This window comes from Rhodanobacter sp. UC4437_H4, assembly GCF_052978425.1.
Map to the genome: position 1 here is coordinate 788,663 of NZ_CM129673.1, position 25,758 is coordinate 814,420.

General features: G+C 66.0%; 24 protein-coding genes. 12 read left to right on the top strand and 12 right to left on the bottom strand.

Annotated elements, in window-relative coordinates; all coding sequences use genetic code 11:
* Positions 1–119 precede the first annotated feature (119 nt).
* On the top strand, positions 120–608 hold the full coding sequence (gene smpB / locus ACVCL3_RS03860) for an SsrA-binding protein SmpB (RefSeq protein WP_395118114.1): 489 nt from the start codon (positions 120–122) through the stop codon (positions 606–608).
* A 46-nt stretch (positions 609–654) separates the two neighbouring features.
* Here smpB and ACVCL3_RS03865 read toward each other — a convergent pair whose 3' ends face one another.
* The 6 genes from ACVCL3_RS03865 to miaA all read right to left on the bottom strand — a co-directional run bounded on the left by ACVCL3_RS03865 (position 655) and on the right by miaA (position 6,874).
* Positions 655–1,947, bottom strand: coding sequence for an adenylosuccinate synthase (locus tag ACVCL3_RS03865; protein ID WP_447099060.1), 1,293 nt, complete (start codon positions 1,945–1,947; stop codon positions 655–657).
* A 78-nt stretch (positions 1,948–2,025) separates the two neighbouring features.
* Complete coding sequence (hflC, locus tag ACVCL3_RS03870; RefSeq protein ID WP_395118109.1) at positions 2,026–2,895, bottom strand: protease modulator HflC; 870 nt, start codon at positions 2,893–2,895, stop codon at positions 2,026–2,028.
* A complete protein-coding gene (gene hflK, locus ACVCL3_RS03875) occupies positions 2,892–3,962 on the bottom strand; it encodes an FtsH protease activity modulator HflK (RefSeq protein WP_395118107.1) in 1,071 nt (356 codons plus the stop codon). The genes hflC and hflK overlap by 4 nt, the downstream gene beginning before the upstream one ends.
* A 167-nt stretch (positions 3,963–4,129) precedes the next feature.
* Entirely contained in the window at positions 4,130–5,431 is a 1,302-nt protein-coding gene (gene hflX / locus ACVCL3_RS03880) for a ribosome rescue GTPase HflX (RefSeq protein ID WP_447100485.1), read from the bottom strand.
* Between the two features lie 57 nt (positions 5,432–5,488).
* A complete protein-coding gene (hfq, locus tag ACVCL3_RS03885) occupies positions 5,489–5,773 on the bottom strand; it encodes an RNA chaperone Hfq (RefSeq protein WP_395118103.1) in 285 nt (94 codons plus the stop codon).
* 132 nt (positions 5,774–5,905) lie between these two features.
* A complete protein-coding gene (gene miaA, locus ACVCL3_RS03890) occupies positions 5,906–6,874 on the bottom strand; it encodes a tRNA (adenosine(37)-N6)-dimethylallyltransferase MiaA (RefSeq protein ID WP_447099062.1) in 969 nt (322 codons plus the stop codon).
* Between the two features lie 202 nt (positions 6,875–7,076).
* Between miaA and ACVCL3_RS03895 the strand changes: the two genes are divergently transcribed.
* On the top strand, positions 7,077–7,289 hold the full coding sequence (locus ACVCL3_RS03895) for a ParD-like family protein (RefSeq protein ID WP_395121377.1): 213 nt from the start codon (positions 7,077–7,079) through the stop codon (positions 7,287–7,289).
* A complete protein-coding gene (gene map, locus ACVCL3_RS03900) occupies positions 7,286–8,053 on the top strand; it encodes a type I methionyl aminopeptidase (RefSeq protein ID WP_395118098.1) in 768 nt (255 codons plus the stop codon). The genes ACVCL3_RS03895 and map overlap by 4 nt, the downstream gene beginning before the upstream one ends.
* Positions 8,054–8,187: 134 nt before the next feature.
* Here the strand turns inward: map and ACVCL3_RS03905 are convergent, their stop codons facing one another.
* Complete coding sequence (locus tag ACVCL3_RS03905; protein WP_447100486.1) at positions 8,188–10,350, bottom strand: S46 family peptidase; 2,163 nt, start codon at positions 10,348–10,350, stop codon at positions 8,188–8,190.
* Between the two features lie 317 nt (positions 10,351–10,667).
* Between ACVCL3_RS03905 and tdh the strand changes: the two genes are divergently transcribed.
* Together tdh and kbl are read left to right on the top strand one after the other, a co-directional pair.
* The gene (gene tdh / locus ACVCL3_RS03910; protein WP_395118094.1) at positions 10,668–11,702 is read left to right on the top strand and encodes an L-threonine 3-dehydrogenase; all 1,035 of its coding nucleotides are present in this window, start codon (positions 10,668–10,670) and stop codon (positions 11,700–11,702) included.
* A 47-nt stretch (positions 11,703–11,749) separates the two neighbouring features.
* Positions 11,750–12,949: a glycine C-acetyltransferase gene (gene kbl, locus ACVCL3_RS03915; protein ID WP_395118093.1), complete on the top strand. Its 1,200-nt coding sequence runs from the start codon at positions 11,750–11,752 to the stop codon at positions 12,947–12,949.
* Positions 12,950–12,988: 39 nt separating this feature from the next.
* On the opposite strand, the gene ACVCL3_RS03920 is transcribed toward kbl, so the two are convergent.
* From ACVCL3_RS03920 to ACVCL3_RS03930, 3 genes are all read right to left on the bottom strand, one after another.
* Entirely contained in the window at positions 12,989–13,762 is a 774-nt protein-coding gene (locus ACVCL3_RS03920; RefSeq protein ID WP_447099460.1) for a pseudouridine synthase, read from the bottom strand.
* Positions 13,763–13,870: 108 nt separating this feature from the next.
* Positions 13,871–15,025, bottom strand: a complete 1,155-nt coding sequence (locus tag ACVCL3_RS03925; RefSeq protein WP_395118089.1) for an OmpA family protein — start codon at positions 15,023–15,025, stop codon at positions 13,871–13,873.
* 311 nt (positions 15,026–15,336) lie between these two features.
* Positions 15,337–16,788, bottom strand: coding sequence for a bifunctional 2-methylcitrate dehydratase/aconitate hydratase (locus ACVCL3_RS03930; RefSeq protein WP_447099066.1), 1,452 nt, complete (start codon positions 16,786–16,788; stop codon positions 15,337–15,339).
* 274 nt (positions 16,789–17,062) lie between these two features.
* On the opposite strand from ACVCL3_RS03930, the gene ACVCL3_RS03935 reads away from it, so the two are divergent.
* The 3 genes from ACVCL3_RS03935 (at position 17,063) to ACVCL3_RS03945 (ending at position 18,683) form a co-directional block, all read left to right on the top strand.
* Positions 17,063–17,749 carry a TerC family protein gene (locus tag ACVCL3_RS03935; protein WP_447100487.1) on the top strand — a complete coding sequence of 229 codons (687 nt, stop codon included), beginning with the start codon at positions 17,063–17,065 and terminating at the stop codon, positions 17,747–17,749.
* A gap of 140 nt (positions 17,750–17,889) precedes the next feature.
* The gene (locus tag ACVCL3_RS03940; protein WP_447099068.1) at positions 17,890–18,471 is read left to right on the top strand and encodes a hypothetical protein; all 582 of its coding nucleotides are present in this window, start codon (positions 17,890–17,892) and stop codon (positions 18,469–18,471) included.
* The gene (locus ACVCL3_RS03945; RefSeq protein WP_395118082.1) at positions 18,471–18,683 is read left to right on the top strand and encodes a helix-turn-helix domain-containing protein; all 213 of its coding nucleotides are present in this window, start codon (positions 18,471–18,473) and stop codon (positions 18,681–18,683) included. The genes ACVCL3_RS03940 and ACVCL3_RS03945 overlap by 1 nt, the downstream gene beginning before the upstream one ends.
* Positions 18,684–18,749: 66 nt before the next feature.
* On the opposite strand, the gene prpC is transcribed toward ACVCL3_RS03945, so the two are convergent.
* Together prpC and prpB are read right to left on the bottom strand one after the other, a co-directional pair.
* Positions 18,750–19,895, bottom strand: a complete 1,146-nt coding sequence (gene prpC / locus ACVCL3_RS03950) for a bifunctional 2-methylcitrate synthase/citrate synthase (RefSeq protein WP_395118080.1) — start codon at positions 19,893–19,895, stop codon at positions 18,750–18,752.
* A 76-nt stretch (positions 19,896–19,971) separates the two neighbouring features.
* Positions 19,972–20,856, bottom strand: a complete 885-nt coding sequence (gene prpB, locus ACVCL3_RS03955; RefSeq protein WP_395118078.1) for a methylisocitrate lyase — start codon at positions 20,854–20,856, stop codon at positions 19,972–19,974.
* Between the two features lie 153 nt (positions 20,857–21,009).
* Here prpB and ACVCL3_RS03960 point away from each other — a divergent pair, with 153 nt between their 5' ends.
* The 4 genes from ACVCL3_RS03960 to ACVCL3_RS03975 all read left to right on the top strand — a co-directional run bounded on the left by ACVCL3_RS03960 (position 21,010) and on the right by ACVCL3_RS03975 (position 25,754).
* Entirely contained in the window at positions 21,010–22,329 is a 1,320-nt protein-coding gene (locus ACVCL3_RS03960; protein WP_447099072.1) for a dicarboxylate/amino acid:cation symporter, read from the top strand.
* Positions 22,330–22,503: 174 nt separating this feature from the next.
* Positions 22,504–23,067, top strand: coding sequence for an alkyl hydroperoxide reductase subunit C (ahpC, locus tag ACVCL3_RS03965; RefSeq protein ID WP_395118074.1), 564 nt, complete (start codon positions 22,504–22,506; stop codon positions 23,065–23,067).
* A gap of 181 nt (positions 23,068–23,248) precedes the next feature.
* Complete coding sequence (gene ahpF / locus ACVCL3_RS03970) at positions 23,249–24,844, top strand: alkyl hydroperoxide reductase subunit F (RefSeq protein WP_447100488.1); 1,596 nt, start codon at positions 23,249–23,251, stop codon at positions 24,842–24,844.
* Between the two features lie 85 nt (positions 24,845–24,929).
* Complete coding sequence (locus ACVCL3_RS03975; protein ID WP_395118070.1) at positions 24,930–25,754, top strand: NAD-dependent protein deacetylase; 825 nt, start codon at positions 24,930–24,932, stop codon at positions 25,752–25,754.
* Positions 25,755–25,758 lie beyond the last annotated feature (4 nt).

Genomic DNA, 25,758 nt, shown 5'->3' on the forward strand with positions numbered 1-25,758 from the left:
TTCATCCATGAATGCGAAGATCAAGTGAGCGCCCGCCCCGAGGCGCCATCTCGACAAATGCGTCGCCCCGATGGGGCGGCGGGCAATGCGGCCGCCCAGTGGCCCGAAGTTTAGCGGACATGGCCAAGAGCAAGGACAAGGACACCAAGGGCGGCGGCACCATCGCGCTGAACAAGCGCGCGCGCTTCGAATATCACATCGACCAGCGCTTCGAGGCCGGCGTTGCCCTGCAAGGCTGGGAGCTGAAGGCACTGCGTGCCGGCCGCATCAATTTCGGCGACAGTTATGCGGTGGTCCTCAGGAACGAGGTGTTCCTGGTCGGCTGCTCGATCCCGCCGCTGATCAGCGCGTCGACGCACGTCATCGCCGAGGATCGGCGCACCCGCAAGCTGCTGCTCCACCGCAAGGAGATCGACCAGCTGGTCGGTGCGGTCGAACGCAAGGGCCACACCCTGGTGCCCACGGCGATGTACTGGAAAGGCAACAAGGTCAAGGTCGAGATCGGCTTGGCCCGCGGCAAGCAGGAGCACGACAAGCGCGAGACCGAGAAGCAACGCGATTGGCAGATCGAGAAGCAGCGCACCATGCGCTCGCACAACCGCGCCTGATCAGCGAACCCCGCCTTGCGCCAATGCGCGGCGGGGCGTACGGACCTCAGGCGAACGGGTCATCCAGCACGATGGTGTCTTCCCGGTCCGCACCGGTTGCGACCAGCGCCAGGCGGCAACCGGACAGTTCCTCGACGGCGCGCAGGTAGGCGCGGGCGGCGGGCGGCAGCTTGTTCCAGTCGCGGATACCGGCGGTGGATTCTTCCCAGCCGGGAAATTCCAGGTAGACGGGCTTGCACTCGTCCCAGCCGTCCGCATCCAGCGGCGCCAGCTCGCGGCGCTTGCCCCGGTATTCGTAGGCAATGCAGACCTTGATGGTGGACAGGCCGTCGAGCACGTCGAGCTTGGTGATCGCCAGGCCGTTGATGCCGTTGATCTGGGTGGCGCGCTTGAGCGCGACCAGGTCGATCCAGCCGCAGCGGCGCGGACGGCCCGTGCTGGCGCCGAACTCGTTGCCCTTCTTGCGCAGCAGCTCGCCCATCTCGTCATTGAGTTCGGTCGGGAACGGACCGCTGCCGACGCGGGTGGCGTAGGCCTTGCAGATGCCCAGCACGTAGTCGATGTCCTGCGTACCCACGCCGGTGCCGGCCAGCGCGCCGCCGACGGTGGTGTTGCTGGAGGTGACGTACGGGTAGGTGCCGTGGTCGATGTCCAGCAGCGCGCCCTGCGCGCCCTCGTACAGGATGTTGCCGCCGCCCTTGCGCACGTCGTGCAGGATGGTGGCGACGTCGTCGACCAGCGGGCGGATGTACTCGCCCCAGGCCAGCGCATCTTTCAGCACGGTGTCGTAATCGACCGGCTCGGCTTTCAGCCACTGGGTAAGGATGAAGTTGTGGTAGTCCACCGCGGTCTTGAGCAACGCGGGCAATTCGTGCGGGTACATCAGGTCGGCAACGCGGATCGAACGGCGGGCAACCTTGTCCTCGTAGGCCGGACCGATGCCACGGCCGGTGGTGCCGATGGCCTTGCCGCCGGCGGCGATTTCACGAGCTTTGTCGACGGCGATGTGGTACGGCATGATCAGCGGTGTCGCCGGGCTGATCTTGACGCGGGAGCGCACTTCGACGCCGTTGGCTTCCAATTCGCTGATCTCGTTGATCAGCGCCTCGGGCGACAGCACCACCCCGTTGCCGATCAGGCACAGCGCGTCTTCGCGCAGGATGCCCGAGGGAATCAGGTGCAGCACGGTCTTCTTGCCCTTGATCACCAGCGTGTGGCCGGCGTTGTGGCCGCCCTGGAAGCGCACCACCGCGCTGACCCGCTCGGTCAGCAGGTCGACGATCTTGCCCTTGCCCTCGTCGCCCCACTGCGCGCCCAGGATTACGACTGACTTGCCCATGTGAACTCTCGTTTCGTTAGTTTGCCGCCCCGCCACGGGGCTGCCTGGGTAAACGCCCGCTGCGCGGGTCGATGCGGCCTACTTCCGCGGTGCGGGGTCGTCGAAGTAATGCAGGAACGGCGAATCAGGCTTGAGGATGAGCACGCCGTTGCCGGTTTCCATCGACGCACGATAGGCCGCCAGGCTGCGATAGAACGCGTAGAACTCCGGGTCCTTGCTGTAGGCACGCGCATAGATCGCGGCGGCTTCGGCATCGCCCTCGCCTTTCACCTTGGCGGCATCCCGGTTGGCATCGGCTTCCAGCACCTGCGCCTGGCGATCCGCGTCGGCCTTGATCCGGGTCGCCGCTTCCTGGCCCGTGTAACGCAGTTCATTGGCCAGTTGCAGGCGCTCGGCACGCATCCGCTTGTACACCGATTCGCTGACCTCGTTGGGCAGGTCGATGCGCTTGATGCGCACGTCGACCACCGCAATGCCCAGGTTCTTGCGCGCGGAAAGATCGGTCTGAGCACGCACCCGCTCGGTGATGTCCTTGCGCCCGCCGGAGATCAGGTCGGGCAAGGTGCGTGCATTGAACTCGAACCGCAGCGCGTCCTTGACGATGGGGGTGAGCCGCTGCGCGGCCTGCAGCTGGTCGCCGCCGGTGGCGCGGTAATAGGCCGCGTTGTCGGCGATGCGCCACTTGACGTAGAAATCGACGTTGACGCTCTTCTTCTCGGAGGTGAAGTAGCGCTCGGGCGGCGCGTCGAGCGACAGGATGCGCTTGTCGAAATGAATCACCTGCTGCAGCACGGGCAGCTTGAAATGCAGGCCCGGCTGGTAGTCCGTGTGCACGATGCGACCGAATTGCAGGACCAATGCGCTGTGGCCTTCGCTCACCACGAACATGCTGCTCAAGCCGAGCAGGATCACCACGACGGCAACGAATGCGGCAACGATGCGGTTCATGGCTGTGCTCCCTTGTCGCTCGCACTGCTTGCCGTTGCGGGGGGCGGCACGATCGCGCCGACCTGGGTCGTCCCCGCCTGGGATGCGGCGCCCGGCGTCGAGGGCAGGTTGATGATGTTGCGACCGCTGGCGTCGTCGACGATCTTGGTGTTGTGTGCCATCACCTCTTCCATGGTCTCCAGCCACAACCGCTTGCGGGTCACTTCGGGCGCTGCCTTGTACTGCGCCAGCAACAGGTTGAAGCGATCGGTGTCGCCTTCGGCGCGGGCGACGCGCTCGGCCTTGTAGCCAGCCGCTTCCGCGGCGATGCGGGCCGCTTCGCCGCGCGCCACCGGCACGACCTTGCTGGAATAGGCCAGCGCGGCGTTCTCGATGCTCTGCTTGTCTTCGCGCGCGTTGTTGACGTCGTCGAAGGCGTCCTTCACCTCATCGGGTGGCGCCACGTTCTGGAAGCTCACCTCGGTGACGCGCAAGCCCGAATCGTAGACGTCCAGCGTCCGCTGCAACGCCTGCTGCGCCTGGGTGACCAGGTTGGCGCCGGCCGCCGACAGGACCTGGTCCATGTCGCTGCCGCCGATCACGCCGCGCACGGCGGCTTCGGCGGCGGCACTGATGGTGCCGTCCGGATCGGTCAGCGAGAACAGGTACTTGCGCGAATCATCCACCTGGTACTGCACGGTGAAGTCGATCGTGATGATGTTCTCGTCGCGGGTCAGCATGGCCACCTTGTCGGTGACCGAGCGGATACGCGTGGCCTCGACCTTGGTGACCGATTCGATCGGCTGCGGAAACTTCAGGTGGAAGCCGGGCGGCAAGGTGCGCGAGTACTGGCCGAAGCGCAGCACCACGCCCTGCTGGCGCGCGCCGATGATCGTGTAGCTGCTGAACAGCAGGCCCACCACGATCAGCACCAGCACGCCGGTGAGGATGCCGCCGGAGCCCTGGCCGAACTTCCCGCCACGGTTCTTCAGCTTTGCCAGCAGGTCGTCCAGCGGCGACTTGCCGGAAGGACGCTTGCGGTTCCACGGATCGCTCTGCCCGTTCTTTCCGGGTTCATTCCACGCCACGAGTCAGTCTCCTTGAAGCCGTCGGGAGGCCGGCAACGACGGCCGGAACATGCCTTTCTTCCACCTCGCACACGGCGAGGTGACCACTGGACCATCGATGCCGCCATGGCCGACGCAAACGCTGCGTATTCTAGCAGAGGCAGCCGAAACCGTCCGGGCGCGGCCGATCAACCGGCCGCACTCAACAGTTCCCGCAACAGCACTGCCTCGGCGCCCTCACCACCGCTGAGCGGCGCTATCACGCTGCGCGGCGCGTCGATGCGCAGCTGCCAGCCGTGTTCGTCCACGTGCTCGGCACTGATCGCCCCGGCCGCCTTCAGGCGCGCATGCAGCCGCCCGGCGGACAAGGGCAGATGCAGCGGCGACTGCACGCGGTCGCCGCCAAGCAATTCGCCCAGCGCCTGGCGCAGCAGGTCGACGCCGGCACCGGTGGCGGCCGACAGCCATACCCGCACCGGCTTGCCGGTTGCGTCGCGCTCGATCCGCGGCTCGGTACCGGCCAGGTCGATCTTGTTCATCACCTGCAACTGCGGGACGTCGCCGGCGTCGATGTCCTCCAGCACGGCATCGACCACCCGATGCAGGCGCACGCGCTCCTCGTCGGCAGCGTCACCGACGTGGAGAAGCAGGTCCGCGTCGCGGGCCTCGGCCAGGGTGGCGCGGAACGCGGCGACCAGGTCATGCGGCAGTTCGCGGATGAAGCCCACGGTGTCGGCGATCACCGCCGGGCCGCAGGCCAGGTCCTCGATCTTGCGCACCGTAGGGTCGAGCGTGGCGAACAACTGATCGGCGGCGTAGACCGAGCCGCGGGTCAAGGCGTTGAACAGGGTGGATTTGCCGGCGTTCGTGTAACCGACCAGCGCCACCCGCGGCACGGTGTTGCGCAAGCGCGAACGGCGTTGCTGACCACGCTGGGTCTGCACTTTTTCCAGCCGCTTGGTGAGCATCTTCACCCGCACCGCCAGTAAACGACGGTCGGTTTCGAGCTGGGTTTCGCCGGGACCGCGGTTGCCGATGGCACCACCGCGCTGGGCGTCCAGATGGGTCCAGCCGCGCACCAGTCGCGTGGCCAGGTGCTTCAACTGGGCCAGCTCCACTTCCAGCTTGCCTTCGTGGGACCGTGCGCGCTGGGCGAAGATGTCCAGGATCAGGCCGGCACGGTCGACCACGCGCACGCCGAGGTGTTTCTCCAGATTGCGCTCCTGCACCGGAGTGAGCACGTGGTCGACCAGCACCAGGTCGGCTTCCAGCGCACGGGATGCCTCGGCGACTTCCTCGGCCTTGCCACTGCCGATGTAGTAACGCGGATTGACGTCGTCGACGCGCGCGCCGATGGTTGCCAACACCTCGGCACCGGCCGACTTGGCCAGTTCGGCGAATTCCTCCGCGCGGCGCACGGCATCGCCTTCGCCGCGCGAATGCGGAAGTACCAGGACGGCGCGGTCGCCTCTCTTTTGCCGGTCAAACACGGTGGGGCAGCATCCTGCGGGGACAGTCTCCCTTCATGTGGATCACCCCACGCGCAATCAAGTGCCCGCTTCGACGGTTGCCGAAGTATCGGCCTGGTGATCGTGGCCTTCGTGGCCATCGTGACCATTGCCGATGCGCACGTTGCGACTCGGCACCACGGTGGAAATGGCGTGCTTGTACACCATCTGGCTGACCTGGTTGCGCAGGAGCACCACGAACTGGTCGAACGACTCGACCGTGCCCTGCAACTTGATGCCGTTGACCAGGTAGATGGCCACCGGCACACGCTCGCGCCGCAACGCATTGAGAAACGGATCTTGCAACGATTGCCCCTTGGACATTTCTTGTTCTCCCCTTGCCACGACCAGACCGGAGAAAAGACGCCGCTGGCGCCCCGGCCCAACAAGATCGGATGTTAACTGCTTTCAAATGCTTGATGAAAGAAGATTTTTGCTCCACGACGGTGGACTGGGTCACGCTGGTGGCATGACCCCGGCCGGGCCGTCGACAAACAGGCCCACCGCCGCGCGCACCCGCTCGCCGAGATCGGGCCGATCCGGCTCGACGATCCGGATGCCGGTGTCGCTGCGCAGCCAGGTGATCTGGCGCTTGGCCAACTGGCGGGTGGCGTAGATGGCGCGGTCGCGGAACGTGGCCGCATCGGTCTGGCCATCGAGGTGTTCCCACGCCTGCCGGTAGCCGACCGCGCGGATCGCCGGCAGGTCGGCGTGCAGGTCGCCGCGCGCCCGCAGTGCGCGCACCTCGTCCAGAAAGCCCTCCGCCAGCATCGTGTCGAAACGCCGGGCGATGCGCTCGTGCAGCACGCGCCGGTCGGTCGGCAGCAGCGCCAGCTTGAGCACGCGCCACGGAAAGCGCGCCGCCGTCCCGCCGCGCTGCAATTCGGATAGCGGCCGGCCGGTCAGTTCGATCACTTCCAGCGCACGCTGCAGGCGCTGCACGTCGTTGCAGCCGATCCGGCCGGCGGCGGCCGGATCGAGGGCCGCCAGCCGCGCATGCAAGGCCGGCCAGCCGAGCTGTTGCGCCTCGGCAGCCAGCCGCGCACGGGTGGCCGGGTCGGCTTCCGGCAGGTCGGACAGCCCCTGCTGCAACGCACGGAAGTACAGCCCGGTACCGCCGACCAGCAGCGGCACTCTGCCCTGCGCGCTGATCCGCTGCATCACCGGCAGCGCATCGGCGCGGAAATCCGCCGCCGAATACGGCTGGCCGGGATCGCGGATGTCGACCAGCGCATGCGGATGGCGCGCCAGCGTCGCCGGGTCGGGTTTTGCCGTGCCGATGTCCATGCCGCGGTAGACCAGCGCCGAATCGACACTGACCAGATCCAGCGGAAACCGCTCGCTCAGCGCGCATGCCAGCGCGGTCTTGCCGGAGGCGGTGGGGCCCATCAGGAAGATGGCCAGGGGGCGGGAATCAACGGGCATCGCGGCAGTTTAGACGAGAGCACCGCCCTGCCCGCACCGCCAGCGGCCTCGCGGCCGACGGCATTCACCCCACGAGGTGGAAAAGTGCACAGAGATGATGCCAAGGCCATGCCGTCGCCACCATGAGCCATGGCATCCGCCGCTTGCCCAGCCACACCCCCAAAATATATCATCCATATATGAAACATATATGGAACGTTTTATGGGTATCGTGAACATCGACGACGATCTGCACAGTCAGATTCGCAGGGCGAGCGCAGTGACGTGCCGATCCATCAACGCGCAGGCGGCCTTCTGGATCAAGGTCGGCATGTTGTGTGAAATGAGCCCCACGCTGACTTTCCAGGAGGTTCTCATGCGGGAACTCCACGCCGCCGGTGTCGAGGCACGGCCGCTCGCACCCGGTGCCGCATGACCAAGCGACCGGAAGAAGTCGCGCTGATGGCCGAGTCGGGCAGGCTATTGGCCGATGTATTCGGCTACGTGGACCAGTTGAGCCTGGCCGGCATGTCGACCATGCAGGTGAACGACCTGGTCGAAAGCTACATCGTGGACGAACTCGTTGCGCGTCCGGCGAGCAAGGGGCAGTACGGCTATGCCCATGCACTGAACTCCTCACGCAACGACGTCGTCTGTCACGGTGTCCCGTCTCCGTCGGAAATCCTGCGAGACGGAGACATCGTGAATTTCGACATCACGCTGGAAAAAAATGGATTCATCGCCGACTCCAGCAAGACCTACCTCGTCGGCGAGGTGACGCCAGCGGCCAAGCGACTCGTGCAGGTGGCGCATGAAGCCATGTGGAAGGGGATCAGGGCTGTCCGCCCGGGTGCCCGGCTCGGCGATGTGGGCCATGCCATCGAGCATCACGCCCGACGGAATGGCTACTCGGTGGTGAGGGAGTATTGCGGGCACGGAATCGGCCGTGAAATGCACGAACCGCCGCAGGTGTTGCATTGGGGAAGGCCGCAAACCGGTCTGGTATTGCGGGAGGGCATGGTGTTCACCATCGAGCCGATGCTCAACCAGGGCCGCCGGACCGTGCGGACCGAGGATGACGGCTGGACGGTCGTCACTCGGGACGGAAAATGGTCGGCACAGTTCGAGCATACGGTGGCGGTGACGCGAAACGGCGTGCGGGTCCTGACGCTGCGCCCCGAGGAAAGACCGGCCGGCTGAATCAAGCCGCCTGCCATGCCGGCGTCTGCCGCTCCGGGTTTGGCGCGGCCCCGCGCATGACCTAGTTCGCCGCACGGAAAACGGAAGGGCCCGCGCCGATGACGCGGGCCCTGATGCATGCACGAATGTGCGGCTTACTTCGCCGGCACGCCCATTTCCTTCAGCAGGTTGTCGGCGTGGTCGAGGTGGTGCATCACCCACAGCATGTAGCGCACGTCGACCTGGATCGAGCGGTTGAGCTGCGGGTTGAACAGCCAGTCGCCGCTGACCGACTCCCAGTTGCCGTCGAACGCCAAGCCGACCAGCTGGCCGTTCGCGTCCATCGCCGGCGAACCGGAGTTGCCGCCGGTGATGTCAAGGTCGGCGAGGAAGTTGACCGGCAGCGTGCCCAGCTTCGGCGAGGCATAGCTGTCGAACGCCTTGGCCTTGATCGCGGCCAGCTCGGCCTTGGGCGAGTTGAACGGCTCGATGCCGGTGTCCTTCTCGACGATGCCCTGCGCGGTGGTGAACGGCGCGTAGCTCACGCCATCACGCGGCGCCACGCCCTGCACGTTGCCGAAGGTGACGCGCAGCGAGCTGTTCGCGTCCGGGTAGACCGGCAGCTTCTGCGAATCCTTCCACGCGATCATCGCCTGCATGTAGCGCGGGCGCAGCTTGCTCATCTCGCCGGCGCGGGCATCGGATTCGTCCTCCAGCGCCTTCAGCTGCGGCTGCACCGCGCGGGCGAGCCTGAGCATGCTGTCGGAGCTGGCGTCGATCGCCTTGCTGTCGGCGCCGAACCACTTCATGCGCTCGTCGACGTTGCCGAGCTTGCTGCCGGCGTACAGCGCGGCAACCTTCGCCTTGATCGCCGCCTCGGTGCTTGCACCATCGAGCCACTTGTCCAGCGCCGGCAGGCGCTGCGCCTGCGGCAAGGCCACGTAGCGCTTGAGGCCGTAGACCATGAACTGCTGGTCGACGCCCGGGTCGTAGCGGCGATCCATCTGCTTCAGGCCGCCCTCGATGCGCACCCAGTCGCGCTGCTGGTAGCCGGCGTCGCGGTCGAGGTCGGCCTTCGGGCGCTCCTTCGCCAGGTGGGTCAGGCGCACCGCGGTGCCGAACAGCTGGGCGCGGCTGACCAGACCGATGGCCAGGTCGCGTTCGCGATTGGCCCGGTCGGCGGCGATCTGCTGGCGCAGCTTGCCGATATCGGCCGCCAGCGCGGTGTTATCGGCGCCGCCCTGCTGCTTCAGCCAGGCCTCCAGCTGCGCTTCCTGCGCGCGCTTCACCGTGACCGCGTCGGCGCGATGCAGGCCTTCGAGCTGGCCGCCGAAGTTCTTCAGGTAGTTGTTGAGGCCGGCCACCATACTGGCGTACTTCACCGCCACCTTCGGATCGGCCTTGCCGGCCGTGTTGATGATGCCGAGCGTGTCCTCGTACACCTTGATCTGGGTCGGGTACGTCCAGTCGATCGCGCTCTGCACTTCGTCGGCGAGACGGTAGCGGTTGGTGCGGCCCGGGTAGCCGACCACCATCACGTAGTCGCCGGCTTCCACGCCCTGCGGGTTCACCTTGAGCACATGCCTGGGCCGGTACGGCACGTTGTCCTTCGAGAAGGCGGCGGACTTGCCGTCCTTCGAGACATAGGCGCGCAGGTAGCCGAAGTCGCCGGTGTGGCGAGGCCACATCCAGTTGTCGACGTCGCCACCGAACTTGCCGATGGATTCCGGCGGCGCGTAGACCAGGCGCACGTCCTTGATTTCCAGTTGCCTGATCAGCTGATAGCTGTAGCCGCCGTGGAAGGTGTAGACGTCGCAGCGGTAGCCTTCGCTCTCGCACGCCTTGACCTGCTCCTTGATCGCCAGCTCGATCGCCTTGTAGCGCTCGGCGCCGCTCATCGCGTCGGTGAGCTTGGCGGTGATCTCTTTCGTGACGTCGCGGATTTCCTCGGTGACGAAGATCCGCGCGGACGGGCCGGCGGAGAGCTCGTCCGCCTGGGTCTTCGCCAGGAAGCCCTTCTCGATCAGGTTGTTTTCCGGCGTGGAGTTCAGCTGCAGCGCGCCGTAGACGCAGTGGTGGTTGCTCACCACCAGACCCTCGGGGGAGACGAACGAGGCGGTGCAGCCGCCCAGGCTGACGATCGCGCCCATCGGGTAGGCGGTGAGGTCGGTCAGCGTTTTCGGGTCCAGCTTCAGGCCGTGCTGCTGCAGCGTGGCGGCGATACCCGGCAACTGGGCGGGCTGCCACATGCCTTCGACGGCATGGGCGGACGAGATGAAGCCGACGGATACGGCGGCAGCGAGCAATAGACGGCGCAAAGGGAATCTCCTGGTGAAAGCCGGCCCCGGGAAGCAGGCGAAAGTGGCGCAATAACTTTCGACTTATGCCCGAGCCGGGCGAGTGCGGCATATGCCGCAAGTCATGCCTGCGACATTCAGCGCGCACGCATACTCGTCCCGGCAGGCGATCGCATGTGCTTCCAGCGCATCGAAGCCCCTTCCGCGCCATCGCAGTGACTTGCGCCGCCAGGCGCCGCACACGACCCGGAAAATTCGCACGGACAGCGGTCACGCGCCGCCGCGCTCTATAATTGACGTTTAACCGCCCGCATCGCGGGCCAGCCGATGGATTTCCCATGCCGCAGACAATGAAAGCCCTGGTCAAGCGCAAGCCCGAACAGGGCATCTGGATGGAAGAGGTGCCGATGCCCGAGGTCGGCCCCAACGAGGTGCTGATCAAGATCGAGAAAACCGCGATCTGCGGTACGGATCTGCATATCTACAAGTGGGACGAATGGAGCCAGCGCGTCATCAAGCCGGGTCTTACCATCGGCCACGAGTTCGTCGGCCGCATCGTCGAGATCGGCCCGGGCGTCACCGGCTACAAGGTTGGCGACCGCGTCTCGGCCGAGGGCCACATCGTCTGCGGCCACTGCCGCAATTGCCGCGCCGGTCGCCAGCACTTGTGCCCCAATACGGTGGGCATCGGCGTGAACCGCAACGGCGCGTTCGCCGAATACATGGCCATGCCGGCATCCAACCTGTGGCCGATCCCTGACCAGATTCCGTCCGAACTGGCCGCGTTCTTCGATCCGTACGGCAATGCCGCGCATTGCGCGCTGGAGTTCGACCTGATCGGCGAGGACGTGCTGATTACCGGCGCCGGCCCGATCGGCATCATCGCCGCCGGCATCGCCAAGCACGTGGGCGCGCGCAACGTCGTCGTCACCGACGTGAACGATTTCCGCCTGAAGCTCGCTGCCGACATGGGCGCCACCCGCGTGGTGAACGTGGCCAACGCCTCGCTCAAGGACGCGATGAAGGACCTGCACATGGAAGGCTTCGACGTGGGCATGGAGATGAGCGGCAACCCGCGTGCCTTCAACGACATGCTCGACTGCATGTACCACGGCGGCAAGATCGCCCTGCTCGGCATCCAGCCCAAGGGGGCCGGCATCGACTGGGACAAGGTGATCTTCAAGGGCCTCACCCTGCAGGGCATCTACGGCCGGCGCATGTACGAGACCTGGTACAAGATGACCCAGATGGTGCTGACCGGCTTCCCGCTGCAGAAGGTGCTCACCCACCAGATCCACATCGACGACTTCCAGAAGGGCTTCGACCTGATGGATGCCGGCCAGTGCGGCAAGGTCGTCTGCTCCTGGAACTGAGCACCGCCGCAACCTCCACGCCACACACTTCTGCACCCGGAGATTCCATGACTCCATCCGCGAAAGCACGTTACGCCACCGAACTGGCGGCCATCCGCGAGTACGGCCTGTTCAAGGCCGAGCGCATCATCATCTCGCCGCAGTCTGCCGAGATCGAGCTGGAAGGCGGCCGCAAGGTGCTGAACTTCTGCGCCAACAACTACCTCGGCCTGGCCGATCATCCGGCGGTGATCCAGGCGGCCAAGGATGCGCTCGACAGCCACGGTTTCGGCATGGCAAGCGTGCGCTTCATCTGCGGCACCCAGGATCTGCACAAGGAACTGGAGGCGAAGATCGCCGAATTCTTCGGCACCGAGGACACCATCCTGTACGCCGCCTGCTTCGACGCCAACGGCGGCCTGTTCGAGCCGCTGCTGGGTGAGGAAGACGCGGTGATCTCCGACGCCCTGAACCACGCGTCGATCATCGACGGCGTGCGGCTGTGCAAGGCCACCCGCTACCGTTACGCCAACAGCGACATGGCCGACCTGGAGAAGCAGTTGCAGGCGGCCGACGCGGCCGGCGCGCGGACCAAGCTCATCACCACCGATGGCGCGTTCTCGATGGACGGTTTCATCGCCAAACTCGACGAGATCACCGCGCTGGCCGCAAAGTACGATGCCATGGTGCACATCGATGAATGCCATTGCACCGGCATTCTCGGCGATACCGGCCGCGGCTCGGCCGAATTGCACGGCGTGATGGACAAGATCGACATTTTCACCGGCACGCTGGGCAAGGCCCTCGGCGGTGCGCTCGGCGGTTTCACCACCGGGCCGCGGGAAGTGGTCGAACTGCTGCGCCAGCGTTCGCGCCCTTACCTGTTCTCCAACTCGCTGCCGCCGCACGTGGTGGCCGCCGCGATCAGGGTATTCGACATGCTGGCCAGCGCCGGCGATCTGCGCGACAGGCTGAAGGAGAACACCCGCTATTTTCGCGAACGGATGACGGCCGCCGGCTTCGACATCAAGCCGGGCGTGCACCCGATCGTGCCGGTGATGATCCACGACGCGCCCAAAGCGCAGGCGATGGCTGCCGCGCTGCTGGCGGAAGGCATCTATGTCACCGGATTCTTCTATCCGGTCGTGCCGCAGGGGCAGGCACGCATCCGCGCGCAGATGAGCGCGGCGCACACCCGCGAACACCTCGACCAGGCGATTGCAGCCTTCACCAAGGTCGGGCAAACCCTGGGCGTGATTCCGCGCTGACACCGAGGCTGGTGCGGCCGCAGCCTGGCCGCGCCGCCATCACGGCCGCTTCGCCGCCAGCGAACGCACCTCGTGCTCTTCCAGCCGGCGCCACTGGCCCTTCGCCAGTTCGCCAAGCGCAAGCGGGCCGATCGCCACCCGGATCAGCCGCATCACGTCGAAACCCAGCGCCGCCAGCAGCCGACGAATATGTCGGTTGCGGCCTTCGTCCAGCACCACTTCGAGCCATGCATTCTTTGCGCCCGCACGCAGCAGCGTGACGCGGCGCGCCTTCAGGCGTTCACCGGCATCCTCGACGCCCGCCAGCATCGCGGCCAGCACCGCAGCATCCGGTAGCCCCGCGACCTGGACGTGATAAGTCTTCTCCAGATGCGTCAGCGGGTCGGTGATGGCAGCCGCCCAACGGGTGTCGTTGCTCAGCAGCAACAGTCCTTCGCTGGCCTTGTCCAACCGGCCGACCGGACCCAGCCAGGGCAGCCCGGCGGCCGCCAGCGCGGTGTAGACCGTCGCGCGACCATGCTCGTCGGCCGCGCTGACCACGATGCCGCGCGGCTTGTTGAAGGCCACGTGGACAGGCGTGGCCCGGCCCACGGCTTCGCCGTCGATGGCGATCCCCTGGCGGTCGATCAGGGTCGGATGCTGGGGGTCGCGGACGACCCGCCCGCCCACACTGACCCGGCCCGCACGAATCCACTGCTCGGCCTGACTGCGCGAGCACACACCCAGTTTGGACAGCACGCGGGCAAGCCCGTAGCGCGACGGCGGAGTCGGCCCGGTCGCGCGCGCCGGGTGGAAGGAAGAAGGACGGGACATCGTGCAAGCGTATAGGTCGGGGCCGCGGGGCAACAAGAATCATCGCCGGCGAAGACAAAAAAAGCCCGGCCGAAGCCGGGCTTTTTCCTGTTAGCTACCGCGGTTCGTTTACTGCTGAACCTGCAGCTCCGTGCGACGGTTCTGCGCACGGCCCGCATCGGTTTCGTTGTCGCCGATGGGGTTGCTCTCGCCGTGGCCGATCGGGCCTTCCAGACGGCTGGCATCGATGCCATGGCTGGTCAGGTAGTTGTAGACGATCGAGGCGCGACGCTCGGACAGCTTCTGGTTGTACGCGTCCGTGCCCTTCGAGTCGGTGTAGCCGGCCACGGTCACGTGCACCTGCGGGTAACGCTGCAAGGTGTCGACGGCCTGGTTCAGCACCGAGATCGAATCGGCCGTCGGCTCGGCGAGCGACTTGGAGATGTCGGTTTCACCGGCCTTCGGACGATCGAACTTGAAGTTCACGCCACGCAGGTCGATCACCACCTTCTGCGCGCAACCATCCGGGCCCACGATGGTGCCGGCGGCGGTGGCAGGGCACTTGTCCTCGCAATCGTTCACGCCGTCCTGGTCGCTGTCCTGGGTGGAGCAGTCGGCCGGCGCGGGTGCAACCGGTGCCGCTACCGGCGCCGGAGCGGCGGCAGGCGCACCAAAGCGCGAGGCAACGGTCAAGCCGAGGAACCAGTCACCATAGCTGCTGTTGGCGGGATGGGTGTCCTTGTCCCAGTCGAAACGATAGCCCGCTTCCAACCGGATGTTGGTGCTGTCGGTGACCATCTTGGACACGCCGCCGCCGATCTGTGCAGCAGGCGCCCAGCCATTGTCCAGCTTGTTCTGGTGATGGCTGCCCATCACGCCGACCATGCCGTAGGGGCGCCATGCATTCCAGTCACCGGCATAGAACCGGGCAGCCGCACCGACATTGGTGCTGGCCCAGGAATCGCTGCTGTGACCGCCGCCAAGGGCCGGGCCCTTGTCCATCTTGCGCTTCGTGCGGTCGACGAAGAAATCGAGCGACATGTTGGGCGAGAAGAAGCGACCAAAACCCAGGCCGTAGTAGATCTGGCGGCTATTGGTATCGCGCTCGGTGTCGTTGACGTAGCCCCCCACCGTCGGCGCGATATACCAGCGCCCGTCATAGGACGAGATGGCGGTTTCACTGCTCGAGGCATCGGCCGGTGCCGCAGCCGTGTCCTGCGCATGAACGGCACCTACGCCGCCCAGGGCGAGCGCGATCAGAAAATACAAGCCCTTACGTTTCATCAGGTGTCTCCTCGATTATTAAAATTTGAGTCCGTTCGACCCATACCAGAAAGTCGCACGTCAGAACTTAACTCGATTCAAGGCCCTACCGGCCCGCGCTTGGCGTGTCCTGGACAAGCGACCCGCATTGTAGCAAAAACGTTAAGTAGCAGTTGCGTCGCGTACGCTTTCGCAACCATTCGGTGCAACATCATTCAGGTAAGTGATCGTGCCGGGCCAATCCCTTCACAGAGCGGCGAAACTGGCTAAACGACTCGCCGCCACGCAGTGGTTCATCTCCGACCGAACCGAATGTTCCATGACGGACGTGCCTACAATGTGAAGAGACCCAGGAACTGATGCAGCGGCATGGAGTCCAAGTGCGCCGGATCGCGCGTGGCATCCATGATCGCCTTGACCCGATGGGCCGGCAGATGACTGCGCATGGCCGCCTCGAATTTTTGCAGCAAGACGGGAATGCCCTCGGCCCGGCGCTTGCGGTGACCGATCGGATAATCGACGGACACTTTGCCGGTATGGCTGCCGTCCTTGAAGAATACCTGCACCGAATTGCCGATATAACGCTTGGCCGGATCGAAATAGTCGCGGGTGAACTGCGTATTTTCCACCACCGTCATTTTGTCGCGCAGTGCGTCGATGCGCGGGTCGGCGGCGACCTCGTCGTTGTAATCGCTGGCCACCAGGCGGCCGAAGATCAGCGGCACGGCGACCATGTACTGGATGCAGTGGTCGCGATCGGCATAGTTCGCCAGCGGGCCGGTCTTGTCGATGATGCGGCAACCCGCTTCCTGCGTCTCGATGACGATCTTCTCGATCTGGTCGAGCTTGCCGGCCACCTCGCCATGCAACTGCATGGCGCATTCCACGGCAGTCTGCGCATGGAACTCGGCCGGATAGCTGATCTTGAACAGCACGTTCTCCATCACGTAGCTGCCGAACGGGCGCTCGAACTCGAACGGCTTGCCGCCGAACGCCACATCGTAGAAGCCCCAGGTCTTTGCCGACAGCGCAGACGGATACCCGACCACGCCGCGATACACCGCATTGATCGCGTGGGTCACCGCGCGACGGCAGGCATCGCCGGCGGCCCAGCTCTTGCGCGGACCGGTGTTCGGCGCGTGGCGATAGGTGCGCAACGCGCCGTTGTCGATCCAGCTGTGCGACACGGCGGTGATGATCTGTTCCTTGCTGCCACCGAGCATCGCGGTGGCCACCGCGGTGGAGGCCAGTCGCACGAGGATCACGTGGTCCTGGCCGACCCGGTTGAAGCTGTTCAGCAGCGCGTAGCAGCCCTGGATCTCGTGCGCCTTGATCGCGTAGCCAAGCACGTCGCGCACGCTCAGCGGTTGGCCGCCTTCGCGCTCCGCCTTGCGGCTGAGGTAGTCGCCGACGGCCAGGATGCTGCCGAGGTTGTCCGACGGATGGCCCCATTCGGCCGCCAGCCAGGTGTCGTTGAAATCCAGCCAGCGGATCTGCGTGCCGATCGCGAACGCCGCCTGCACCGGGTCCAGCTCGTGGCTGGTGCCCGGCACGCGCGCACCGCCCGGCAGCGTGGCGCCCGGCACCAGCGGGCCGAGGTGCTTCACGCACTCCGGAAACTTCATCGCCATCATGGCGGTGGCCAGCGAGTCCAGCAGCATGTAGCGCGCAGTGTCGTAGGCCTCCCGCGAATCGATCTGGTGATCGACCACGTAATCGGCGATATCAACCAGCGGCTGGTCGGGATCGGGACGGACGGCGGAACGGATGTCGTGCGCACTCATGGCGGGATCTCGTGGCGAGGGAAAACCGCCATTTTAGCCGACTGTCGTCGAACGCGTTGCTTGACCGCACCGCGCCCGGGCCGTGACAATCGCCGCCAGCCCAGAAGGGAGTAGTTCTCGCGGCAAGTCCACCTTCCGCGATGCGACGATCGTCAGCACGAGCGAGGTTTCGCTCCGGTCGTCCGGCAGTCATCCTGCGAACAAGACTTTTGTGGCGGGCATGGGCCGCGCGCGTCCATGGCTGCCGCATTGTTCGACGCGCATGGAACCCCCGATGACCCTCGCTGCTCCCGATTTTCTCTCTGGCCTGCTCACCATCATCCTGCTCGACCTCGTGCTGGCCGGCGACAACGCCATCGTCATCGCCATGGCCGCCAGCCGGCTGCCGAAGCATCTGCAGAAGAAGGCGGTGTTCTGGGGCACCTTCGGCGCCGTGGCCGTGCGCTTCGCGCTCACCGCCATCGTGGTGTTCCTGCTCAAGCTGCCGGGCCTGATGCTCGCCGGCGGCCTGCTGCTGCTGCCGATTGCCTGGCAACTGCTGAATCACGGCGACGACGATGGCCCTGACATCAAGGCCGGCAGCACGTTCTGGAGCGCACTGCGCACGATCATCGTCGCCGACGCGTTGATGGGGCTGGACAACGTGCTGGCGATCGCCGGCGCCTCCAAGGGCCACCTGGGCCTGGTCATCATCGGCCTGCTGGTCAGCGTGCCGCTGGTGGTATGGGGCTCGACCCTGATCCTCAAGCTGATCGACCGCTTCCCGATCATCATGTACATCGGCGCCGCCGCGATTGCGATCACCGCCGGCCGCATGATCGCCCACGACCAGTTGCTCAACGGGTGGTTCGACGCCCACGCCTGGGCCGCGTACGGCCTCGACGTCCTGGCCATCCTGGTCATTTGCGGTGGCGGCTGGCTGGTCCAGCGTCGCCGACGGCGACGGCAAGCCGGCGCGTAAGCGCGGCCTTGCCGGCCGGCCTTCTCCGGACCTTACGCGATTCAACCAAGGCGACAGCGCGCTGTCGCGCACGGTCCGATGTTCTTGCATAGATATTAATTATCGTAATACGATAACTATCTGCCGCCCAGGAACCTCCCATGTCGTCTGCCGCCCGCACCGAATCCCTTCGCCCCGCCGCCGAGCCCGCCCATGCGCGGACGACACGCATCCAGCGGCGTGCCAACGACATCATGTCGTTCGCCAGCATCCTCGCCTTCTGTACCGTGGGCGGCTGCATGCTGCTGGCGCTCCTGTTCTGGCAAGTCAGCGGCATGACGCGGATGGACTCCGGCTCGGCGCAGCAACTGCTTGAACGCTGGCACCTGCTGCCGAAAACCTCGTTCGACGGCGCCGTACTTTCCGCGGCCCTGCTGCTGGCACTGGTGGCCGCGATGGCGCCGATCGTGTGCCTGCGCCGACTGGGCAAGGCGTTGCGCGCACCGTCGCCGCTGAACCTTGTCGTCGCACGGTGCTTCTCGTGGCTGGGTCACGCCTTGCTGGTCAACCTCATCGGAGGGTTTGCCGCCGGGCTGGTCGCCGCCACCCAGATCCCGCAATACCAGCTCAGCCTCGGCATCGGCTTCCTGGGCACGCTCACCGCCGCCATCCTCGCCTATGCGGTGGCCGAAATGGTGCGCGAGGGGGCACGCGCCGCCGAGGAGAACCGGGCGTTCGTCTGATGCCGATCATCATCGAACTGGATGTCATGCTGGCGCGGCGCAAGATGAAATCCAGGGACCTGGCCGCGGCGGTCGGCATCACCGAAGCAAACCTGTCCCTGCTCAAGCAGGGCAAGGTGAAAGGCGTGCGCTTCAGCACGCTCGACGCGATCTGCACGGCACTGGCGTGCCAGCCCGGCGACCTGCTGCGCCACGTCGACGACGAGCCCTGAAAATCGGACCCGGGCGCAAGGCAGGCGGGAAGCCGTTTGGCTCCCCGCCACCTTGCCAGCTGCTTCCTAGCGCTTGTCGATCGGCACGTAGGCCAGGTCTTCCGGCCCGGTGTAGTTCGCGCTGGGGCGGATGATCTTGCCGTCCTGACGCTGCTCGATCACGTGCGCGCTCCAGCCGGCGGTGCGCGCGATCACGAACAGCGGCGTGAACATGGCGGTCGGCACGCCCATCATGTGGTAGGTGCTGGCCGAGAACCAGTCGAGGTTGGGGAACATCTTCTTCAGCTCGCCCATCACCTTCTCGATGCGTTCGGAGACGTCGAACAGGGTCGGGTTGCCGCCATCGGTGCACAGCTTGCGCGAGATCTCCTTGATGATCTCGTTGCGCGGGTCGGACACGGTGTAGACCGGGTGGCCGAAGCCGATGATGATTTCCTTCTTCTCGACGCGGGCACGGATGTCGGCTTCCGCATCATTGGCGTTGCGGTAGCGCGCGATGATCTCCATCGCCACCTCGTTCGCGCCGCCGTGTTTGGGACCGCGCAGCGCGCCGATCGCGCCGGTGATCGCCGAGTACAGGTCCGAGCCGGTGCCGGCGATGACGCGGGCACTGAACGTGCTGGCGTTGAACTCGTGCTCGGCGTACAGCACCAGCGACTTGTCCAGCGCCTGCGCGTGCAGCTCGCTCGGCTTGCGGCCGTGCAGCAGGTGCAGGAAGTGCGCGGCGATCGATTCGTCGTCGGTTTCGGCCTCGATGCGCTTGCCGTTGTGGCTGAAGTGGTACCAGTACAGCAGCATCGAGCCGAAGCTGGCCATCAGGCGGTCGGCGATGTCGCGCGCGCCGGTGACGTTGTGGTCGTCCTTCTCCGGCAGCACGGTGCCGAGCACCGAGCAGCCGGTGCGCAGTACGTCCATCGGGTGGGTCGATGCGGGAAGCAGTTCCATCGCGGCCTTGACCGGTGCCGGCAGGCCGCGCAGGCGCTTCAGCTTGGCCTTGTAGTTCTGCAGCTCGGTCCAGTTCGGCAGCACGCCGTGCACCAGCAGGTAGGCGACTTCCTCGAAGCAGCCCTTGGCGGCCAGGTCGTGGATGTCGTAGCCGCGGTAATGCAGGTCGTTGCCGCTGCGGCCGACCGTGCACAGCGCGGTGTTGCCCGCGGCCACGCCGGACAGGGCGACGGACTTCTTGGCCTTGGGCAGGACTTGTTCGCTCATCGGAAATCTCCAGGGTGCGGGTTGGTGCTTTTGATTCCTGCAGGAGCCTGCTCGCGGGCGCCTACCGTAGTGGTGGTCAGCTCTTGTGCGAGAACAGCGCGTCGAGTTTGTCCTCGTAGGCGTGGTAGCCGAGGAAGTCGTACAGTTCCTCGCGCGTCTGCAGGGTGTCGATGATGTTCTTCTGCGTGCCTTCGCGGCGCACGGTCTCGTAGAAGTTCAGCGCCGCCTTGTTCATCGCCCGGTACGCACCGCAGCAGTAGAGCGCGATGTCCACGCCGGCGTCGCGCAGTTCGTCGGTGGTGAAGAACGGGGTGGAGCCGAACTCGGTGAGGTTGGCCAGGATCGGCACCTTCACCGCCGCCTTGAACTGGCGGTAGTCGGCCAGCGTCTTCATCGCCTCGGGGAAGATCATGTCGGCGCCGGCCTCGACATAGGCCACCGCGCGCTCGATCGCGGAATCGATGCCCTCTACCGCAGCCGCGTCGGTGCGCGCCATGATCACGAAGCCCGGATCGGTACGTGCATCGACCGCGGCCTTCACCCGATCGACCATCTCGTCCTTCGACACCACTTCCTTGCCCGGACGGTGACCGCAACGCTTCTGGCCGACCTGGTCCTCCATGTGCACCGCCGCCACGCCGACGCGCTCGAACGAGCGGATCGTGCGCGCAATGTTGAACGCCCCGCCCCAGCCCGTATCGATGTCGACCAGCAGCGGCAGGCCGGTGGCATCGACGATGCGGCGCGCGTCGGTGAGCACGTCCTCCATCGTCGAGATGCCCAGGTCCGGCATGCCCAGCGAATTGGCGGCCACGCCGCCGCCGGACAGATACAGCGCCTGGTAGCCCACGCGTTTGGCCATCAGGCCGGCGTAGGCGGTGATCGCGCCCATGACCTGCAGCGGCTGCTCGGCGGCGACGGCTGCGCGAAAACGGGCACCCGGGGATGCTGACTTTGTCATGTGGCCTCCCGTGAAAACGCCCATTTTAGCCCACCGCGCCAACGGCCGGGATTGGACCTTCTGGCACCCCCGCGCCGGCTGCGGGCACCAGTCCGGCAGCCGATCGCAATTTCTCGCGTGACGAATCCGCCACGGCCCCGTACATTCGGTCCGATGAGCACATCGACTCCTCTCGCGAAACGCATCCTCTGGGGCCTGGTGATCGGCGTGGTTGCCGCCGTGGTCACGCTCGGCATCGGCCAGTGGCATCCGCCCACCCTGGCGTTGATGCAGAAGATTTCCGGGGCCGTGTTCGACCCGTTCGGGCAGATCTTCCTGCGCATGCTGTTCTTCGTGGTGATCCCGCTGGTGTTCAGCTCGCTGGCCTCGGGCGTGGCCCAGCTCGGCCGACTGGACCGGCTCGGCCCGCTCGCCGGACGTACGTTCCTGCTGTTCTTCCTCAACATGGGCATCGCCGTGGCGATCGGCCTGGTGATGATGAACACCGTGCAGCCCGGCCATCACCTGGACGAGCAGGCGCGCGCCCAGCTGATGCAGGAGTACGGCAGCAGTGCGCAGAAGACGATCGACACCAGGGCGGCCCAGCCGAGCATGAGCTTCGGCACGCTGGTGGAGATGTTCATGCCGCGCAACCTGGTCGGCGCGGTGGCCGGTCCCAGCCGCAATGCGCTCGGCGACGTGCTGCCGCTGATCCTGTTCGCAATCCTGGTAGGCGCCGCCGCCACCCAGTTGCGCGAGAAGGAGCGCAAGCGCGTGCAGGTGGCGCTGGACACCATCACCGACCTGATGACCAGGATCGTCGGCTTTGCGCTGGAGCTGGCGCCGTACGCGGTGCCGGCGATGATCTACAGCGTAATCGTCAAGGTCGGCGTGGATGTACTGCTGGCGCTGTCGGTATTCGTGATCGGCTGCACCGTGGCACTGGCGCTGCACCTGTTCGGCACCATGTCGCTGTGGCTGCGCTTCCTGGCGAAGCGCTCGCCGCTGGTGTACTTCCGGCAGATTCGCGCCCTGCTGATCACCGCCTTCTCCACCAGCTCCAGCAACGCCTGCCTGCCCGCTTCGCTGGCGGTGGCGCAGGAGGAACTGAAGCTAAACCCCAGCACCGCCGGCTTCGTGCTGCCGCTGGGCGCGACCATGAACATGAGCGGCACCGCCCTGTTCGAGGGCTGCGTGGTGCTGTTCGTGGCGCAGGCGTTCGGCGTGGAACTCAGCCTGACCCATCAGGCCATCCTGATGCTGTTGTCGGTGCTGAGCGCGGTGGCCGTGGCCGGCATTCCCGGCGGGTCGCTGCCGATGATCGCCGGCCTGCTGGCCACCTTCGGCATCCCGCCCGAGGGCATCGGCATCATCATCGGCGTCGATCGCGTGCTCGACATGATGCGCACCACGGTGAACGTGGGCAGCGACATCGTTACCGCCACGGTGGTGGACAACCAGCTGCGCGACCGTTTCGCGACGACGGGCCCGTAAGCCCGTCCGCTGCGGCTCGAAGGGCTTGAAGCCGGCTGCTTCGCCCGCATCTGCACAGTACCGTCAAGCCGATAGCTACAGCCAATCAAACCCATGCCAACAATCAATTAGATAAATTGGCGACGGGCTCGTAGCATTCCTTTCGTTGTCCAACCACCACGGGAAGCCAAGCAGATGTCCCTGATCAACACCGAAGTGAAACCGTTCAAGGCCCAGGCCCTCAAGGCCGGTAAGTTCATCGAAGTCAGCGAAGCCGACCTGAAGGGCAAGTGGTCGGTGGTGTTCTTCTATCCGGCCGACTTCACCTTCGTCTGCCCGACCGAGCTGGAGGACCTGGCCGACAACTACGCCGAATTCCAGAAGCTGGGCGTCGAGATCTACTCGGTCTCCACCGACACCCATTTCGCGCACAAGGCGTGGCACGACACCTCCGACGCGGTGAAGAAGATCAACTACACCATGGTCGGCGACCCCACCCACCAGATCTCGCGCAACTTCGACGTGCTGATCGAGGCCGACGGCATCGCCGATCGCGGCACCTTCGTGATCGATCCCGCGGGCAAGATCCAGATCGTCGAGATCACCGCTGGCGGCATCGGCCGCGACGCGTCCGAACTGCTGCGCAAGGTCAAGGCCGCGCAGTACGTCGCCGCCCATCCGAACGAGGTCTGCCCGGCCAAGTGGAAGGAAGGCGAGAAGACCCTCGCGCCGTCGCTGGACCTGGTCGGCAAGATCTGAGTTTTCGCTGCAACGATGTCACGGACCCGGGCGCCGCGGTGCGCCCGGGCTCCGCACAGGATGCTTGTGCCAGCGGCCTGCGTCCGGCCTGCCCCTCCCTCCGTCAGGTCGGCCCTCCCCATGGCGCCGGCCGCTGCCACAAGCCTCCCGCATCCCCCTTATCCGTTTCGGAGTGTTCGCCATGCTCGACGAAGCCCTCAAGACCCAACTGAAGTCCTACCTGGAAAAGCTGACGCAACCGATCGAGCTGGTCGCAGCGCTGGATGACGGCGCCAAGTCGCGCGAGCTGGACGAGTTGCTGCGGGAGATCGCGACGTTGTCGGACAAGATCAGCCTGCGCCGCGACGACAGCGAAGCACGCAAGCCCTCGTTCGCGATCAACCGCGTTGGCACCGACATCGGCGTGCGCTTCGCCGGCATCCCGATGGGCCATGAATTCACCTCGCTCGTGCTGGCCCTGCTGCAGGTCGGCGGACATCCGTCCAAGGCGGCGGCCGAGCTGATCGAGCAGGTGCGCAGCCTCGATGGCGAATACAGGTTCGAGACCTATTTCTCGCTCTCCTGCCAGAACTGCCCCGACGTGGTGCAGGCGCTGAACCTGATGAGCGTGCTCAATCCGAACATCCAGCACGTCGCCATCGACGGCGCGCTGTACCAGGACGAGGTCGAGACGCGCCAGGTGATGTCGGTGCCCACCGTGTTCCTCAACGGCGAGCTGTTCGACCAGGGCCGCATGAGCCTGGAGCAGATCCTGGCCAGGATCGACACCGGCTCCAGCGCCCGCGAAGCGGAGAAGATCAAGACCAAGGAAGCGTTCGATGTGCTCGTGGTGGGTGGCGGACCGGCCGGTGCCGCAGCGGCAATCTACGCCGCGCGCAAGGGCATCCGCACCGGCGTGGCGGCCGAGCGCTTCGGTGGCCAGGTGCTGGACACGATGGCGATCGAGAATTTCATCTCGGTGCCTTATACCGAAGGCCCGAAGATGGCGGCGGCACTGGAACAGCACGTGCACGAATACGACGTGGACGTGATGAACCTGCAGCGCGCCGAGAAGCTGGTGCCGGCCAGCGATGCCACCCATGGCCTGGTCGAGGTGCAGCTGGCCAACGGCGCCACGCTGAAATCGAAGACGGTGATCCTCTCCACCGGCGCGCGCTGGCGGCAGATGGGCGTGCCCGGCGAAGAGCAGTACCGCAACAAGGGCGTGGCCTATTGCCCGCATTGCGACGGCCCGCTGTTCAAGGGCAAGCGCGTGGCGGTGATCGGCGGCGGCAACTCCGGCGTCGAGGCGGCCATCGACCTGGCCGGTATCGTCAGCCACGTCACGCTGATCGAGTTCGACAGCAAGCTGCGCGCGGATGACGTCCTGCAACGCAAGCTGCGCAGCCTGCCCAATGTGGACATCATCGTCAGCGCGCTCACCACCGAGGTGCTGGGCGACGGACAGAAGGTCAGCGCGCTGGTCTACAAGGACCGCGTCAGCGATGAGATGCACACGCTCGAACTGGAGGGCATCTTCGTGCAGATCGGCCTGCTGCCGAACACCGAGTGGCTGAAGGGCACGCTGGAACTCTCGCCCCGCGGCGAGATCGTCATCGACGAACGCGGCCAGACCTCCGTGCCCGGCGTGTTCGCCGCCGGCGACGCCACCACGGTGCCGTACAAGCAGATCGTGATCGCGATGGGCGCCGGTTCCACCGCCGCGCTGAGCGCGTTCGACCACATCATCCGCAGCCCCGTGGCGGCGGCGGTCGAACCCGAGGCGGTGGCAGCCTGACCATCACTGAGGGCACCCGCGGCAAGCGCCGCGGGGCGGCTATGCTCGGGCGGTCGCTTTCGGCGCGTCACCCGGCTCGCAAGACATGACTCCGCTGCAGCAATTCATCGAGACCCACCCGCGGTTGTTCGTGCTGACCGGCGCCGGTGTCAGTACCGACTCCGGCATTCCCGACTACCGCGACCGCGAGGGCGAGTGGAAGCGCCCCCCGCCGGTGACGCTGCAGGCCTTCATGCACGAACACGCCACGCGCCAACGCTACTGGGCGCGCAGCCTGATCGGCTGGCCGCACTTCGGGCAAGCGCGCCCGAACCCCGCGCACCTGGCCCTGGCGCAACTGGAGCGGCGCGGGCACATCGAGCTGCTGGTCACCCAGAACGTCGATCGCCTGCACCAGCGCGCCGGCAGCGAGCGCGTGGTCGACCTGCACGGCAGGCTCGACGAAGTGCGCTGCATGGCCTGCGACTGGCGCCTGCCGCGCGATGCATTCCAGCAGCAGCTGGTCGAACGCAACCCGGCCTGGCAACACCTCGACGCCACCATCGCCCCCGACGGCGACGCGGACCTGGACGGCCAGGACTTCACCCGCTTCGCCGTGCCGCCGTGCCCTCGCTGCGGCAGCATCGTGAAGCCGGACGTGGTGTTCTTCGGCGAGGGCGTGCCGCGCGGGCGCGTGGAGGCGGCCACGCAGGCGCTCGACGCATCGGGTGGCGTGCTGGTGGTCGGCTCCTCGCTGATGGTCTATTCCGGCTACCGTTTCGTGCAGGCCGCGGCGAGGGCCGGCAAGCCGGTGGCGGCGGTGACGCTCGGCCGCACGCGCGCCGATGCGCTGCTCAGCCTGAAGGTCGACGCGCGTTGCAGCGATGCCCTGGCGTTCGTGCTGGACGCCGAACCGCTGGCCGTCATCTGATCGC

What these genes read in the sequence shown, in the direction of transcription:
- smpB (WP_395118114.1), top strand. Translation starts at nt 120, where the DNA reads ATGGCCAAGAGCAAGGACAAGGACACCAAGGGCGGCGGCACCATCGCG.
- ACVCL3_RS03865 (WP_447099060.1), bottom strand. Translation starts at nt 1,947, where the DNA reads ATGGGCAAGTCAGTCGTAATCCTGGGCGCGCAGTGGGGCGACGAGGGC.
- hflC (WP_395118109.1), bottom strand. Translation starts at nt 2,895, where the DNA reads ATGAACCGCATCGTTGCCGCATTCGTTGCCGTCGTGGTGATCCTGCTC.
- hfq (WP_395118103.1), bottom strand. Translation starts at nt 5,773, where the DNA reads ATGTCCAAGGGGCAATCGTTGCAAGATCCGTTTCTCAATGCGTTGCGG.
- miaA (WP_447099062.1), bottom strand. Translation starts at nt 6,874, where the DNA reads ATGCCCGTTGATTCCCGCCCCCTGGCCATCTTCCTGATGGGCCCCACC.
- ACVCL3_RS03895 (WP_395121377.1), top strand. Translation starts at nt 7,077, where the DNA reads ATGGGTATCGTGAACATCGACGACGATCTGCACAGTCAGATTCGCAGG.
- map (WP_395118098.1), top strand. Translation starts at nt 7,286, where the DNA reads ATGACCAAGCGACCGGAAGAAGTCGCGCTGATGGCCGAGTCGGGCAGG.
- tdh (WP_395118094.1), top strand. Translation starts at nt 10,668, where the DNA reads ATGCCGCAGACAATGAAAGCCCTGGTCAAGCGCAAGCCCGAACAGGGC.
- kbl (WP_395118093.1), top strand. Translation starts at nt 11,750, where the DNA reads ATGACTCCATCCGCGAAAGCACGTTACGCCACCGAACTGGCGGCCATC.
- ACVCL3_RS03920 (WP_447099460.1), bottom strand. Translation starts at nt 13,762, where the DNA reads ATGTCCCGTCCTTCTTCCTTCCACCCGGCGCGCGCGACCGGGCCGACT.
- ACVCL3_RS03925 (WP_395118089.1), bottom strand. Translation starts at nt 15,025, where the DNA reads ATGAAACGTAAGGGCTTGTATTTTCTGATCGCGCTCGCCCTGGGCGGC.
- ACVCL3_RS03930 (WP_447099066.1), bottom strand. Translation starts at nt 16,788, where the DNA reads ATGAGTGCGCACGACATCCGTTCCGCCGTCCGTCCCGATCCCGACCAG.
- ACVCL3_RS03935 (WP_447100487.1), top strand. Translation starts at nt 17,063, where the DNA reads ATGACCCTCGCTGCTCCCGATTTTCTCTCTGGCCTGCTCACCATCATC.
- ACVCL3_RS03940 (WP_447099068.1), top strand. Translation starts at nt 17,890, where the DNA reads ATGTCGTCTGCCGCCCGCACCGAATCCCTTCGCCCCGCCGCCGAGCCC.
- ACVCL3_RS03945 (WP_395118082.1), top strand. Translation starts at nt 18,471, where the DNA reads ATGCCGATCATCATCGAACTGGATGTCATGCTGGCGCGGCGCAAGATG.
- prpC (WP_395118080.1), bottom strand. Translation starts at nt 19,895, where the DNA reads ATGAGCGAACAAGTCCTGCCCAAGGCCAAGAAGTCCGTCGCCCTGTCC.
- prpB (WP_395118078.1), bottom strand. Translation starts at nt 20,856, where the DNA reads ATGACAAAGTCAGCATCCCCGGGTGCCCGTTTTCGCGCAGCCGTCGCC.
- ACVCL3_RS03960 (WP_447099072.1), top strand. Translation starts at nt 21,010, where the DNA reads ATGAGCACATCGACTCCTCTCGCGAAACGCATCCTCTGGGGCCTGGTG.
- ahpC (WP_395118074.1), top strand. Translation starts at nt 22,504, where the DNA reads ATGTCCCTGATCAACACCGAAGTGAAACCGTTCAAGGCCCAGGCCCTC.
- ahpF (WP_447100488.1), top strand. Translation starts at nt 23,249, where the DNA reads ATGCTCGACGAAGCCCTCAAGACCCAACTGAAGTCCTACCTGGAAAAG.
- ACVCL3_RS03975 (WP_395118070.1), top strand. Translation starts at nt 24,930, where the DNA reads ATGACTCCGCTGCAGCAATTCATCGAGACCCACCCGCGGTTGTTCGTG.